This window comes from Microbulbifer regidiadema (SeqCode) (genome assembly GCF_052466995.1).
In genome coordinates, this window is sequence record NZ_CP174297.1 from 4,535,843 (window position 1) to 4,549,463 (window position 13,621).

Consider the following 13,621-nt stretch of genomic DNA (forward strand, 5'->3'; position numbering starts at 1 on the left):
TCGTGAGTGCAGTGTATTCTTTCCTTCTGCCCCCGGTAGTAAGCGGAGGAGGCTTATGTTGTAGGGGCGATTATATTTTCTGTACGATCAAGTAGGCATGAAGCTCTGGGGGTTGATCGTATTCAAGGTGCCTGCAAATACACCCCAGTTCAATCATAAGCTCTACCAATCTATTGGTGCCCAGGGTGGCGTAGTATAACTCTGGACCCATTGCACTATTTGTATGGCAATCTTCCTTGTCGGTTCCGCCAAAAGAGAAAATTAGAATGCCGTCCTTGTTAAGGAGAGAAACTAATTTTATTAGAACTTTCTGTTGTTTTTCAATTGGGATATGCCAAATACTGTCCCAGGCACTGATAAAATCATATTTTTTTGTGGCTTTCCACTTGCATATATCTTGGTGGTAGAACTTTATATTAGGGTGTTTGTTTTTGGCAATTTTTATCATGTTTTCTGAAATGTCGACCCCTTCCGGGGTGAAGCCTTCATTTTGTAAAAGACTGATAAATCTTCCTGTGCAGCCGCAACCCACATCCAGTGCTAGCTCTCTATTCTTGCTGAAATTAAATGCTCGTTTATGTTGGATAATGCCGTTTTCTCTGTTGAACTCTTTGTGTTCCCATAGGTGAGTGATTGTGTCATACGCTTCCCCTGTCTGCTTAGTATCCATTAAGATTTACTTTTTAGGGTCTGAATTTAACTTTGAAGTGTATCACTCTTTAGGCTGCTGCAATTCAGTGTTGAATACGGGTCTTTATTTTGGTATTGCCTGATCCAGAAATCCTGAATCAACGCCAAACCAAAAACTGCCATCCCTATCGTTAAAATACATATATCTTATGCTGCCCCCGCTTGGTACAGGGGTCCTACTTGTAAATTTTTCTGTCTCTATATTAAATGCCAAGATGGTGTTTGGTATGGTGCCTGTGTCGGCGATCCAGAGTTGCTTGCTATTGTCCAGTGCTGTTCCGTAGGGGCGGGGACTTTCGCCTGGTAGCTTCCACTCCTTAAATACTTTCTCCGTTGGGGTGTAGCGGCCCAGGTAGCCTTGGGGGTAGTCTAGGTACCAAATATTACCGCTTGGATCTATTTCCAGCCTGCGGGGGCGGGCATCTGGGCGGGGCAGGCTAATCTCGCGAATGGCCATCGTTTCCGGGTCTACCCGGGCCAGTTTATTGGTTCCAAATAAGGCTACCCAGGGGTACCCTTGAGGATCAATTTTTATCCCGTAGGGGCGTGCATTGGCCGTTGGCGGTGTGGCAGCTTGCACTTTGCCGCTATCCACATTTAAGAGACCTATGCGGTTGCTGTGCTGGGCGGTGAACCAGATATTGCCATTTTGATTAAAGATTAGGGTGTGGGGGTCCTCGATCCCCTCGGGCATTGGATACCGCTTGACGGCTCCAGTTTTGGGGTTGAGGCGACCGATATAAGCGTTGCGATTGCCGGCATACCAGACAACATTATTGGCATCGACAATCAGGTTGTGTGGGTAAGTGCCTTCAGGTATATCATATCGCTTAAATTTTTCTGAGATCGGTATAAATTGGCCGATATAGTTACCTGCCTGGCCACAAAACCAAACGTCCCCTTTACTATCTACATGCGGGTCCCTGGGAAGTCCCTGCCAGGGTACTCTCCATTCGTTGAGGTTAAGTTGATCGGGAAGGTGATCCTCCTGTGCAGTTGCGTTTGCCAATAAGGGGTGCCAGGAAATAAAGAGCAGGGTGAAAGTGAGATAGTAAAGCCGCCTGGTATCGATATGCATTTCTCTCCTTAGCTTTCATGTTATTGGGCGTCAGGGCTTGTGGTAGGTAAAGCATAGGTCAAGTTGGGAAGGTGTCGACTGGATTTACTATCGCTGTAGTCCAAAGCAGGCGTACCATCTTTTCAGTGCCGTATCACTTGGCGAGGCTACTGAAGGCGCTGAGGGCTCTTGGGGCCAACTTTATCGGTCTCTGATGCTTTGCCCTGGGCGGGGCGTTCTTATGGTTTAGTCGGTTTAAATTTTGGTTTTGACGGTTAACCGCTCCCTTGGGATATCAATAGCGCGCCTATTTTGTGACGCTTAATTGTGGAAGCCGGTGCGTATTGTTGATTATTACTTTGACAGTCCCTATCGGTTATCCTGCTATATTCCAGACCTGAATCTTTTCAGGTTATTGTTTTCACAGTTTTACAGTTATGTAATAAGGGCGTATATTGCGATCTCCTTTTGCGGGGGTTCACTCATGCTACAACGTCTTCGCCGGCCTGAAGTGCTTCTATTAATTTTAGCTGCTTCGATACCGATTTCGTTCTCTGTTTGGAACACATTGCTCAATAACTTTGTTATTGAAAAAGCCGCATTTACTGGGGCGGATATTGGTCTGTTGCAGAGTGTGCGGGAAATCCCCGGATTTTTAGCCTTTCTGGTAGTCTTTGTACTATTGCTGCTTAGGGAGCAGCGCCTGGCGGTACTCTCTCTGGTAGTGACAGGGCTTGGGGTGATGCTAACAGGGTTTTACCCATCACTTACCGGACTATTGCTCACAACTTTATTAATGTCTGTGGGATTTCACTTTTATGAGACCTTGCAGACCTCACTGGCTCTTCAATGGTTTCCCAAGCAAACTTCCGCGATTTGGATGGGGCGTATGGCGGCGGCCGGCTCCTTTGCTGCACTGCTGGCGTATGCTTTAGTGTGGGGGCTGATGAATGTTGCAGGGCTCGATTATTCGTGGGTTTATCTAATCGGCGGTGGTGTAACAGTTGTTATTGCTTTGGGCGCCTGGGCTGTCTTTCCGCAGTTTCCCCAGTCTCACAGTCAGCATAAAAAGCTGATCCTGCGTAAACGCTACTGGCTCTACTATGCACTGACTATGATGAGTGGGGCGCGCAGGCAGATCTTTATAGTATTTGCCAGCTTCCTGATGGTGGAAAAGTTTGGCTATAGCGTGGGGGAGATAGCTGCACTCTATACGGTGAACCATCTTCTTAATTTATATGTTGCACCTAAAGTTGGCCAACTTATTGTTCGATTTGGTGAGCGTCGTATTCTCACGTTGGAATATATTGGGTTAATACTGGTTTTTTCCGGCTATGCTTTGGCGGAGAGCGCTGCCATTGCGGCGGCACTTTACATTATTGACCACTTGTTTTTCTCTATGGCTATTGCGCTCAAAACGTATTTCCAGAAAATTGTTGATGAGCGGGATATCGCCGCTTCTGCCGGGGTGAGTTTTACTATTAATCATATTGCCGCAGTTGTTATTCCCGTACTGTTTGGTCTGCTCTGGCTGAGCTCTCCAGCCATGGTATTTTTTGCTGGGGCATTAATGGCTTTAATTTCACTGGGGTTGGCTCAGCTGGTTCCGAAGCGGCCAGGGCCGGGTAATGAAGCTCGCTTGACGCCGAGGCTTGCCGCTACTTAGCGGCCCTCTGGGGTACGATAAGAATTTCAATTTATAGCTGAGGTTTGTGATGCGCATATTTTTCCTGCTAATAATTTTTGCTCTTTCCTCCAGTGCTGCCGCCAAGCCGGAAATGGTTGATGTTGGTGAGTACCGCATTGAATACGAGATGATGGGTTCCGGTGATGTCACCTTATTCCTTGAGGCAGGAGGCTCTGCGGGAATGGATGATTGGGAGCCGATCTATGCGGAGCTGGTAAAATATGCGCGGGTAATACGCTACTCCCGAGTTGGCAATGGCAACTCTACGCCAATAAAAAGACATTTTAGCTCTGAGGATTACGCGCAGGGAGCGAGCGCTTTATTAGATGTGTTGGGGGTTGAGGGTAGGGTTACCTATATTGCGCACTCCTACGGTGCTCATGTCGCGCGTACCTTTGCGGCACAATATCCCAATAAAGTGGCTGCACTGATGCTAATTGAACCATCTTCGGAGCACGATGTAGATATTATGCGGGCTCTGGATTTGAAACTGGCGAATGAGCAAATTGCCGAGGTACAGCTGGACGACTTGAAAAACGGCATGTCAAATCAATATCTGGATTTCTGGTCTAAACGCCCTCTGCCGGATTACCCGCAAATTCCAGATATCCCTGTCACTGTGATCGCTTCGATTAAGAAGTATGAGAACCCCTCTCTTCTTTTCTTTGTTGACGAGGCGCGCGAGATGTGGGGGGAGTTGCATGCAAATTGGGCGAACAAATTCCCTCAAGGGAGGATTGTTTTGACCGATAAAAGTTATCACTTCCCGCAAAATGATGAACCCGAGAGAGTTGTCCAAGAGATATTAGCTCTTAACGCAAGAACTTATCAGGGGGCTCGTGAAAGGCGCTAGCCAAACCCTATTGGGCCATAAGCTTGGAGTTGCGCAGTACACCACGAGTGCATAGAAACAGTTGAAATAGTACCTTTGTTCTATTATCCTTTGCCGCAACTTGACGAGACAATTTGCTAAAACGCCTTTGTTTCAGTTGCTGCCAAGCAACTTGCGCGCTTATGTAAATTTGTCCGGAGGCGCTTTCGCTTCCGCAATGTATAAGAAACCCGGAGCGAAGACCCCGGGTTTTTTTATGGCCAGGTGGCAGAGAGGAAATGCGACGGTCTGCAACACCGTTTTTCACCGGTTCGAATCCGGTCCTGGCCTCCACTTTTTTTGCCTAGGCGCTGTGTGGTTAGCCTTCAACAACTCCGCGCTGCGCATAGTTTCAATTCCCCTTTGTGTACTGCTTTTATGTCGCGTCCCCGGTGGGCGGCTGGTGGTATTTCGTTCGAATTTTCTTCCGCTATAGTGCTCTGAAGCCCTTTTCTTTTCTTGCGAACTTGCGTGCTTCAGTGTGGCCCGACGGGGTGTGTCGATAGCTGCGATGCAGGTAGCCAGGTTCTGGGCAATACAGCGGCAGCATCGATTTTTGTGGTGTTCGCGCCGTCCCGCAGCCAGCCTTTCCTGGTCGTTTAAACATTCACTCCTTATGGCGATAGCAATTTTCTGATGCGCAGCGGGGATGCATCGGTGAACTGCCTGTTGAAGCTGGTTGAATTGTGTTCAATTGTAGATTTTGAGGGGGGCTGAGAGGGGCGCAGGCGGTGACTCTACTTGGCTTGATGGTCTCAAGTAGTGTGATTTTTATCAAATAAATTTGTCTTTAGGCTAGTTGCGGTGGACTTTGTTTGCCTGTTGGGCTTCTTCCCTGTTTAATGCGGGCTTTGGTTTCCGGTGACTGCCGGGAGGCATTCGTCATCGTAGATGCGTAAAAAAGTGGTACGTTAGGGTATCTCTGAAAATTTAGTAACTATAAAAGTAGCTAGGAGTTGTACTTATGGCACAGATCAAAGCTTTAGATAAAAAGGCACATGCCAACCTGAAACTCACCCAGGACATTACGTTTGACCATGTAAGCGGCAACCACATCCTGCCGCTGGTGGTTCAGGAAATCGTACAGGCGGCTCAGAGCTACCCGATCCTGTTCGTTAAAGACCAGAATACTGAGCAGTTTAAAGTGGTGGCGCTCACCGGCCTGCGCCCCGGCGAAAACCTGTTCTCCGGCGCTGACGGCTGGAACGGCAGCTATATTCCTTTGCAGGTTCGCACCTATCCCTTCGTCCTGGTTAAGAACCCAGACAATACGGATCAGGCGGTGCTGTGCATTGATGAGGATTCCAAAATGTTGGGTGACTCTGAGGGCGAGGCGCTGTTCGATGATAAGGGCGAGCAAACTGACTTCCTGAAGAATCGCGCCCAGGCGGTGGTTGAAACTGCTCAGCGTGTTGCGGTAACAGATTCCTTTATCGAGTTCCTGGTATCCAAGGACTTGCTGACCCAGAAGAAGTTGACCCTGCGGGTGAACGAAGACGACAAGCCTTACGATCTGACCGGTTTCTTTGTGATCGATGAGGAGAAACTGAACAAGCTGTCCGATGAGGACTTCCTGGAGCTGCGCAAGCGCGGCGCTCTGCCTGCTATCTACGCCTCCATGATGTCGTCCATGCAGGTTCAAAACCTGATTCGCAAGAAGCGCCTGAACTAATCGCGTTTCGCCCGATAGTTGCAGCTGTCGGGCAATCCCTCCCTGCGGGCAATAGCCAGCGGGGAGGCGGCCTGTAAAATCTTGTCTTGATCCCATCTTACACTCGTACCACTATTAGCCTCCTCTGACGCTTAAGCTCACAAATAACAAGATGAAAAACGTGGTGCGACTCTCCCTCCGCTATTGGTTCGCCTGGCTGGCTCTGTTTTACGCTGTGTGGCTGTTTCTGATCTCGCAGGGGGATAACCTGGCCCTGGCGTTTGAGCACGGCTCTATGGCCCTGGCGATGGCGCTCGGCAGCTATGCGGCGGGATCTACGCCTATGGGGGGAGGTACCGTTGGCTTTCCCGTACTGGTGCTGCTATTTGATATGCCGGCGAGCCTCGGCCGGGATTTTAGTTTTGCGGTGCAGTCGATAGGGATGGTGAGCGCCAGCCTGTTTATCCTCTGTCGGCGCCAGCAGTTGGCTTGGTCGATGTTGCGAGGGGCACTGCTGGGTTCCCTGCTGGCCACTCCCGCCGGTATCCTGCTGTTTGCCCCGCTAATCCCCGAGCTCTGGGTAAAGCTTTCCTTTGCCGTCCTGTGGGGCAGCTTTGGGATATTCCATTTGTACCGACTCAGTGAAATTACCGACTGCGAGCACGGCGGTGATCCCCAGTGTCCGACAGATTTTCGCGTCGGCCTGCTGCTGGGAGCTTTTGCCGGCTTTTGTGTGGTGGCGGTGACCGGTGTGGGTGTAGATATGATGGTGTATGCGGCGCTGGTGTTGCTGAGTCGCGTCGACCTCAAGGTGGCAATCCCCACCTCGGTGGTCATTATGGCGTTTTGCTCGGTGCTCGGGGTGCTGGTGAAGTCGCTGGCCGGGGATTGGCAGCCGGGGGTGTTTGGGAACTGGTTGGCGGCGGCACCGGTAGTGGCCCTGGGAGCGCCTCTGGGCGTCTTTGCGGTCAGCCTGCTGGGTCGCAAGCCGACACTGCTTATAGTGGCCTTTCTGTGCGTTGTGCAGCTTCTGTGGACCTGTGTGTCAGAGAGGGAGGCCCTGAGGGGCTATGGCGGCCCACTGGTGCTGCTGGCACTGCTGCTCTGCCTGGCGGGATTCGAGTGGCTGCGAGCCCTGGGGTTGCGCAGGGAGCGAGAGCGAGGGCGCAGCCTTGCGACTTCCGACCTAAAAGCGGATGGCGTTGAGGTTGTTGCGAATAGGGTGGCGCTGCCGGAGTAATTGGCCAATAGTGGCGTTCGCTAGAGGTTTTCTGGCGGGTGCTGTGCAGATAAACTATTTGGCTTTTGATTGCTGCCCTGAATCGGGCCGGCTGAATAATTCGGGAAGATGGCTGGGGCGGAAGGATTCGAACCTTCGCATGACGGGATCAAAACCCGCTGCCTTACCGCTTGGCTACGCCCCAGTTTCAAGGTTCACAAAGAATAGTCTCTGCGATTTGAAATGGTAGCAAGGGGGAGACTCGAACTCCCGACCTCAGCATTATGAGTGCTGCGCTCTAACCGGCTGAGCTACCTTGCCATTTCTTTTGTTGTCTCGGCTGTCCCGAGGGCGCGCATTATTAAACGATGGGCCGGGGGTGTCAACACTTTTTTTGTATTCTTTTCAGATAGTTAGCGTTTTTTATCATCTGGTGTCTAAAGGGGCTCAGAACGGCGCCGGGAGCGGATTGCGGCGAGGGCGGAACCGAGCACAACGGCGCCGGCGCCAGTCCAGCTGATCCAGTTGAGCGGCTCCACTGCAATATAGTCGGGCCAGATGCGGCTGATCAGGGTGCTGAACAAAAGGGTGACCACTGGCACCAGAGACAGGGTCGCACTGACGCTGGATGCCTCCCAGTGCGCCAGCGCTTTGCTGAAGCTGCCGTAAGCGATCAGCGTGTTGGCGGTGAGAAATGCCAGGAGAAGCCATTCGAGCCAGCCGAGGTGGGAAACCTTCAGTGGTTCAGCCATCGGCAGGAAGCACAGGGTGCCGGCGATATAGATTACTACCAGCAGGTCTTGAGGTGTGGCGTGGCTCAATATTTTCTTTTGGAAAAAGCCGTATACCGCCCAGGCGGCGGCAGCGACAAGGATATAGCCGAGTCCCAGTAGGTAGTCGCCGCCGGCACCGCTGGTCAGTTCATCCAGGCGCTGGTTAAAGAATAGCAATAGGCCCGTGACTACCAGTGCTACGCCGCCCCAGCGTCGCGGGGAGAAGCGCTCCCCTAGCCACAGCACGCTGGAGATCAGCAGGAGCAGCGGGGCCAATTGGATGACAACCTGGGCGGCGCCGGGGGTGATGTATTTGAGTCCGCTGGCGTAGGTGAGGTAGTTCACCAGAAGGCCGATAATGGCGAGGGCGGTAAAAGGCAGCAGATCGCGACTGAATAGCGGCCTGAGCTGTAACTTGCGTGCCTGGCCGTAGTAGAGGCCCGCCAGCAGTGCCGCACCGGCAAAGCGATACCAGGTGGCGGTGCCGGGGCTGATATATTCGAGCAGCCCTTTGAAGGCGATGGGCAGGGCGGCCCACATAAATACGGTAATCAGCGTCAGGGGCAGGCCGACTTTCCAGTTAGATTGAGCCATGGTGTTTACACTGGTGGGCATGCCTCCCCGAGGTGGGGAGGCAAAAAAGGCGAGGCGCTTAGACGTTGAAGCGGAAGTGAATTACGTCGCCGTCGGCAACAATATAGTCCTTGCCTTCCAGGCGCCATTTGCCGGCGTCTTTGGCGCCGGCTTCACCGTTATTGTCGATGTAATCGCTGTAGCTGATCACTTCGGCGCGGATAAAGCCTTTCTCAAAGTCGGTGTGAATCTTGCCTGCGGCGTTGGGAGCGGTGGCACCCAGGGGGATGGTCCAGGCGCGCACTTCCTTCACGCCAGCGGTGAAGTAGGTGTGTAGGCCCAGCAGCTGGTAGCCGGCGCGGATCACGCGGTTCAGGCCCGGCTCTTCCATGCCCAGCTCTTCCAGGAACTCCTGCTTTTCCTCGTCGTCCAGCTCGGCAATTTCCGCTTCGAGCTTGTTGCAGATAGGTACCAGTACCGCGTTCTCTTCAGCGGCGATGGCAGCGACAGCATCCAGATGCGGATTGTTCTCGAAGCCATCTTCGTCCACGTTGGCGATATACATGGTGGGCTTGATAGTGAGCAGGCTCAGCTCGCGCAGGTCTGCCAGTTCGTCTTCTGAAAGCTCGAAAGAGCGCAGCGGCTTGGCTTCATCCAGGTGTGGCTGGATTTTTTCCAGCAGCGCTTTCATCTTGATCGCGTGCTTGTCCTGTCCCTTGGCGGCGCGGGTAAAGCGCTGTAGGGCCTTTTCCACGGTGTCCAGATCGGCCAGGGCCAGCTCGGTGTTGATCACCTCGATATCCGCTACCGGGTGTACCTGGTTGGCGACGTGGATAACGTTGTCGTCTTCGAAGCAGCGCACAACGTGGGCGATAGCGTCGGTCTCGCGGATATTGGCGAGAAACTTGTTACCCAGACCTTCACCTTTGGAGGCGCCCGCAACCAGACCGGCGATATCGGTAAATTCCATGGTGGTGGGAATGACCTTTTCCGGCTTGACGATCTCAGCCAGCTTGTCGATGCGGGGGTCTGGTACCGGCACCACACCGGCATTGGGCTCGATGGTGCAGAAGGGGAAGTTTTCCGCATCGATGCCCGCTTTGGTCAATGCGTTGAATAGGGTGGATTTGCCCACATTAGGCAGGCCGACAATACCGCAAGTAAAACCCATGGTGATATTTTTCCGTTTGCCCGAGGCGCACAGCGCGCACTCTGCTTATTGCGTTTGAAGTCCGGTAGTGGTTGTGCTGGCGGGATTTTGGGTGGGCGGGGTGTCTCGGCCACCAAAGGGTCCGGGCCAGCCGGGAGAATACCGGCAATTTAGCGCAGCACACTACCGAGATCTCCGCGACAAAAGGCAAGCCGGGTGGGATCTACTTATTGGTGTGCAGCGTTTTCATGGCTGCGCCCCAGTCGCCAGAGGCGGCGGTGGGCAGTACGTCGATCGCACGATCGATGGCGTCAGCCAGTGTTTCCTGTTCCGCCCTGGGGGCTCGCTGGAGTACAAACCGGGCCACTTCGCTCGAACTGCCGGGGTGGCCGATGCCGAGTCGCAGGCGCATAAAGTTTCGGTTGTTGCCCAGTGCGGCGATGATATCCCGCAGGCCGTTGTGTCCACCGTGACCGCCGCCGGCTTTCAGGCGCGCGATACCGGGGGTCAGGTCCAGCTCATCGTGAGCGACCAGAATGGCTTCCGGGGGAATCTTGAAGAAGTTCGCCAGTGGGCCGACAGATTGGCCACTGCGATTCATATAGGTGGTGGGAATCAGCAGCCGGATATCCTGGCTGCCGACCCGCACACGGCCACTGAGGCCGTGATACTTGCTGTCGAGGCTGAGCTGGGCGCCGTGTTGGCGGGCCAGCTCGACAACAAAGTCGGCACCGGCGTTGTGTCGCGTCCGATCGTATTCCGCCCCGGGGTTTCCCAGGCCGACAATTAACTGAATCGGGGTATCCGGTGCCGCAGCCAAAGCGATTACTCTTCGCCAGCTTCGGCTTCAGCTTCTACAGCGCCGCGAGGCTTGTGGATAGAAGCTACAACCAGGTTGTGGTCTTCGCCGTGGCTCAGGTCCACAGACTCAACACCTTCTGGCAGTTTCAGGTCGGAGATGTGCAGTACGCCGTCCATTTCCAGGTCAGCCAGGTCCACTTCGATGAACTCGGGCAGCTTGCCGGCAGGAGCGTTAACTTCCAGCTCGGTCAGGGTGTGGGAAACGATACCGCCAGCTTTAACACCTTTGCTGCTGTCTTCGTTCAGGAAGTGCAGGGGTACTTTAACGTGTACTTTGGTGTTGGCAGATACGCGCTGGAAGTCGATGTGCAGCAGCAGGGCCTTGGCCGGGTGACGCTGCAGGTCGCGCAGGATAACTTTCTCTTCTTTACCGTCTACGTCAACAGTCAGCATGGAGGAGAAGAAAGCTTCGTTTTCCAGAGCTTTGGTCAGGTCTTTGTGCAGCAGGGAGATAGAAGCAGGCTCTGCTTCACCGCCGTAGATGATGCCGGGTACACGGCCTTCCAGGCGACGCAGGCGGCGGCTCGCACCTTTCCCTTCATCGCTGCGGGCAATGGCGTTCAATTTAATATCAGACATGGGATAAACCTCGGGTTGTCTGTCCAGAGTGACCTGCGACCGGAGCGCTCTGGCATGGATGTTAAATGGGCACTGGGCCCAAAAGTAATTGCCCGGCGGTGCCGGGCGGGCGCGTATTCTACGGGAATCAGCGCTAAAGGCAAAGTGCCCCGCTGTGCGGGGCGAGGGATACCTGGCTCGACCAGCTCCTAGCGGAACATGGCGGACAGGGATTCCTCATTGCTGATACGGCGCATGGATTCGGCCAGCATGGCGGACAGGGTCAGCTGGCGAATTTTCGGTGCCTTCTCCATTTTGTCACCCAGGGGGATGGAGTCGGTAACCACCAGCTCATCCAGAACGGAGTTGTTCAGGTTGGTGATGGCGTTGCCGGATAGTACCGGGTGGGTACAGTAGGCAACAACTTTCTCGGCGCCGTGCTCTTTCAGGGCGTTGGCGGCGTTGCACAGGGTGCCGGCGGTGTCGACCATATCGTCTACCAGCAGGCAGGTGCGGCCGCTGACTTCACCGATAATGTTCATCACTTCGGCAACGTTGGCGGCCGGGCGGCGCTTGTCGATGATGGCCAGGTCGCAGTCGAGGCTCTTGGCCACGGCGCGGGCGCGTACAACACCGCCGATGTCTGGGGATACCACCACCAGGTTCTGGTACTTCTGGCGCTCGATATCGTCGAGCAGGACAGAGGAGCCGTAAACGTTATCCACGGGAACGTCGAAGAAGCCCTGGATCTGTTCGGCGTGCAGGTCGACGGTCAGTACGCGGTCGATGCCCACACTCACCATCATATCGGCTACCACTTTTGCGGAGATCGGCACGCGCTGGGATCTTACGCGGCGATCCTGGCGGGCGTAGCCAAAGTAGGGAACTACTGCGGTCACGCGGCCGGCGGAGGCGCGGCGCAGGGCGTCTACCAGCAGGATCAGCTCCATCAGGTTGCGGTTGGTGGGTTGGCAGGTGGATTGCACCACGAAAACGTCGCGGCCGCGCACGTTATCGGTAATTTCTACTGCAATCTCGCCGTCGGAGAAGCGCTTAACCGTGGCTTCACCCAGGGGGATCGCCATATGGTCGACAACCTTCTGCGCCAGTTCCGGGTTTGCGTTGCCGGTAAAGACCATTAAGTCAGCCACTGCGAGTTCCTTTAATTCTGTCTTGAAGTGAATTGAAGTGTAGATGTCTGCATATTTGCTAGCAGACAGAGTTTTTGCGGCAACACTTTTGTGTTGGGCGGCGCACTGCTGCGCGGATAAAAACAGGGTTTTGGCCACGGTTTTTTCCTTCGCTCAACGGGTTGCTCTGGGTGCGTGCTCGCACAACCATCGGGCGCTTGCGCTCAAGTCGGCCTTCAGGATTCGGTAAAAATTGGGGGGTGGCTTGCTGAAGCCCTGTGCGAATGGCCTGGGCCGGTTGGATCAGTGTAGACTGAATCATGTCGGAACCGGTTTTTTGAATGTGCCATTGCATATAAAGAAAGTGGCTGGGGCGGAAGGATTCGAACCTTCGCATGACGGGATCAAAACCCGCTGCCTTACCGCTTGGCTACGCCCCAGTAATGTTTCCTCAGTAGGTTGAGGAGATTTTCGCTAGCGCTCGGTGTGTCGGTGAGACCAATACACCTGTCGCTGTAAAACCCTGCCACGCTTTTGGCAGTTTGGCCTGTGCCGCAAGGGCTGCCTCTGCCGTGGGGAATGCTGCAAAAATGCAACCCCCGGTGCCGGTGAGTTGTGCCGGAGCAAATTGCTCGAGCCACTCTCTGGCATCGCGTATTTCAGGGTAGAGCTTTTCAACTAGTTGCTGACAGTCGTTACCGGAAAGTTGTTCCAGTTTTTCGCTGTCGAGTTGCATCTCGTTGGCCTGCTCCTCGCGAAGGGCCGCTAATGTAATTGCGACTGAATCTCTTGTCAAACCTGAATTGCAAAAAATTTTCGCGGTGCTCACTTCGCAACCAGTTGAGACCACTAAATAGTGGCGTTGCTCGGTAGCCACTGGGGTTAATTTTTCGCCAACCCCCTCGGCCCAAGCGGTGTGCCCGCGCACAAAAACCGGGACATCGGCACCCAGCTGCCGCCCGAGTTCTGCCAGTGCAGCGATGGATAATTGGCACTGCCACAAATGGTTGAGCCCGAGCAGCGCCGTTGCCGCATCACTGCTGCCGCCACCGATGCCGCCGCCGTGTGGCAATTTTTTTATCAGGCGAATATGCGCACCGAGTGAATGTTGTCGCGCAGGCTCCGCGTGCTGGCGCAATAGCTGCGCAGCGCGAAATACCAGGTTGTCTTTTTCCGCCACATCCAGTGTGCCGGCATCCACGCTGATTATCCCGTCGCTGCGCTCACTGAATTCCAGTGAATCGCCGTAATCGAGAAGCTGGAATAAAGTTTGTAACTCGTGATAGCCGTCTGGGCGACGGCCGAGAATACGCAGAATCAGGTTGAGTTTTGCAGGGGCGGGCAGGGTTAGCAGCATGGGGCACAGTGGATCGGTAAATTACAGGCTCGCCATCATACCCG

12 protein-coding genes and 4 tRNA genes are annotated in these 13,621 nt (G+C 54.0%); 5 read left to right on the forward strand and 11 right to left on the reverse strand.

Annotation, left to right across the window (positions count from 1 at the left end; genetic code table 11):
- Positions 1-70 precede the first annotated feature (70 nt).
- Both ACJJIK_RS19865 and ACJJIK_RS19870 read right to left on the reverse strand, forming a co-directional pair.
- Positions 71-670, reverse strand: a complete 600-nt coding sequence (locus ACJJIK_RS19865) for a class I SAM-dependent DNA methyltransferase (RefSeq protein ID WP_444929958.1) — start codon at positions 668-670, stop codon at positions 71-73.
- 84 nt (positions 671-754) lie between these two features.
- The gene (locus tag ACJJIK_RS19870; protein WP_444943670.1) at positions 755-1,768 is read right to left on the reverse strand and encodes a Vgb family protein; all 1,014 of its coding nucleotides are present in this window, start codon (positions 1,766-1,768) and stop codon (positions 755-757) included.
- A 463-nt stretch (positions 1,769-2,231) separates the two neighbouring features.
- Here ACJJIK_RS19870 and ACJJIK_RS19875 point away from each other — a divergent pair, with 463 nt between their 5' ends.
- The 5 genes from ACJJIK_RS19875 to ACJJIK_RS19895 all read left to right on the forward strand — a co-directional run bounded on the left by ACJJIK_RS19875 (position 2,232) and on the right by ACJJIK_RS19895 (position 7,196).
- A complete protein-coding gene (locus ACJJIK_RS19875; protein WP_444943671.1) occupies positions 2,232-3,413 on the forward strand; it encodes an MFS transporter in 1,182 nt (393 codons plus the stop codon).
- Between the two features lie 49 nt (positions 3,414-3,462).
- The gene (locus tag ACJJIK_RS19880) at positions 3,463-4,287 is read left to right on the forward strand and encodes an alpha/beta fold hydrolase (protein WP_444945089.1); all 825 of its coding nucleotides are present in this window, start codon (positions 3,463-3,465) and stop codon (positions 4,285-4,287) included.
- 237 nt (positions 4,288-4,524) lie between these two features.
- A tRNA-Cys gene (locus tag ACJJIK_RS19885) sits at positions 4,525-4,599 on the forward strand.
- Positions 4,600-5,269: 670 nt separating this feature from the next.
- Entirely contained in the window at positions 5,270-5,977 is a 708-nt protein-coding gene (locus ACJJIK_RS19890; protein WP_444929962.1) for a SapC family protein, read from the forward strand.
- A 151-nt stretch (positions 5,978-6,128) separates the two neighbouring features.
- Entirely contained in the window at positions 6,129-7,196 is a 1,068-nt protein-coding gene (locus tag ACJJIK_RS19895; RefSeq protein WP_444943672.1) for a sulfite exporter TauE/SafE family protein, read from the forward strand.
- 109 nt (positions 7,197-7,305) lie between these two features.
- Here ACJJIK_RS19895 and ACJJIK_RS19900 read toward each other — a convergent pair.
- From ACJJIK_RS19900 to ispE, 9 genes are all read right to left on the reverse strand, one after another.
- A tRNA-Gln gene (locus ACJJIK_RS19900) sits at positions 7,306-7,380 on the reverse strand.
- Positions 7,381-7,419: 39 nt separating this feature from the next.
- A tRNA-Met gene (locus ACJJIK_RS19905) sits at positions 7,420-7,496 on the reverse strand.
- Positions 7,497-7,612: 116 nt separating this feature from the next.
- On the reverse strand, positions 7,613-8,563 hold the full coding sequence (locus tag ACJJIK_RS19910) for a DMT family transporter (RefSeq protein ID WP_444943673.1): 951 nt from the start codon (positions 8,561-8,563) through the stop codon (positions 7,613-7,615).
- 37 nt (positions 8,564-8,600) lie between these two features.
- Positions 8,601-9,692, reverse strand: a complete 1,092-nt coding sequence (ychF, locus tag ACJJIK_RS19915) for a redox-regulated ATPase YchF (protein WP_413663075.1) — start codon at positions 9,690-9,692, stop codon at positions 8,601-8,603.
- 202 nt (positions 9,693-9,894) lie between these two features.
- Positions 9,895-10,491, reverse strand: coding sequence for an aminoacyl-tRNA hydrolase (pth, locus tag ACJJIK_RS19920; protein WP_444929965.1), 597 nt, complete (start codon positions 10,489-10,491; stop codon positions 9,895-9,897).
- Between the two features lie 5 nt (positions 10,492-10,496).
- Positions 10,497-11,111 (reverse strand): 50S ribosomal protein L25/general stress protein Ctc, encoded by a 615-nt coding sequence (locus ACJJIK_RS19925; protein WP_444943674.1) that lies wholly within the window; start codon positions 11,109-11,111, stop codon positions 10,497-10,499.
- Between the two features lie 188 nt (positions 11,112-11,299).
- Entirely contained in the window at positions 11,300-12,229 is a 930-nt protein-coding gene (locus ACJJIK_RS19930; protein WP_108735320.1) for a ribose-phosphate pyrophosphokinase, read from the reverse strand.
- A gap of 356 nt (positions 12,230-12,585) precedes the next feature.
- Positions 12,586-12,660 (reverse strand) — tRNA-Gln (locus ACJJIK_RS19935).
- A gap of 11 nt (positions 12,661-12,671) precedes the next feature.
- Entirely contained in the window at positions 12,672-13,577 is a 906-nt protein-coding gene (gene ispE / locus ACJJIK_RS19940; RefSeq protein WP_444929967.1) for a 4-(cytidine 5'-diphospho)-2-C-methyl-D-erythritol kinase, read from the reverse strand.
- Between the last annotated feature and the right edge of the window lie 44 nt (positions 13,578-13,621).

Bases quoted from the DNA above. Each gene is read 5' to 3' on its own strand.
- ACJJIK_RS19865 (WP_444929958.1), bottom strand. From the start codon at position 670: ATGGATACTAAGCAGACAGGGGAAGCGTATGACACAATCACTCACCTA.
- ACJJIK_RS19870 (WP_444943670.1), bottom strand. From the start codon at position 1,768: ATGCATATCGATACCAGGCGGCTTTACTATCTCACTTTCACCCTGCTC.
- ACJJIK_RS19875 (WP_444943671.1), top strand. From the start codon at position 2,232: ATGCTACAACGTCTTCGCCGGCCTGAAGTGCTTCTATTAATTTTAGCT.
- ACJJIK_RS19880 (WP_444945089.1), top strand. From the start codon at position 3,463: ATGCGCATATTTTTCCTGCTAATAATTTTTGCTCTTTCCTCCAGTGCT.
- ACJJIK_RS19890 (WP_444929962.1), top strand. From the start codon at position 5,270: ATGGCACAGATCAAAGCTTTAGATAAAAAGGCACATGCCAACCTGAAA.
- ACJJIK_RS19895 (WP_444943672.1), top strand. From the start codon at position 6,129: ATGAAAAACGTGGTGCGACTCTCCCTCCGCTATTGGTTCGCCTGGCTG.
- ACJJIK_RS19910 (WP_444943673.1), bottom strand. From the start codon at position 8,563: ATGCCCACCAGTGTAAACACCATGGCTCAATCTAACTGGAAAGTCGGC.
- ychF (WP_413663075.1), bottom strand. From the start codon at position 9,692: ATGGGTTTTACTTGCGGTATTGTCGGCCTGCCTAATGTGGGCAAATCC.
- ACJJIK_RS19925 (WP_444943674.1), bottom strand. From the start codon at position 11,111: ATGTCTGATATTAAATTGAACGCCATTGCCCGCAGCGATGAAGGGAAA.
- ACJJIK_RS19930 (WP_108735320.1), bottom strand. From the start codon at position 12,229: ATGGTCTTTACCGGCAACGCAAACCCGGAACTGGCGCAGAAGGTTGTC.
- ispE (WP_444929967.1), bottom strand. From the start codon at position 13,577: ATGCTGCTAACCCTGCCCGCCCCTGCAAAACTCAACCTGATTCTGCGT.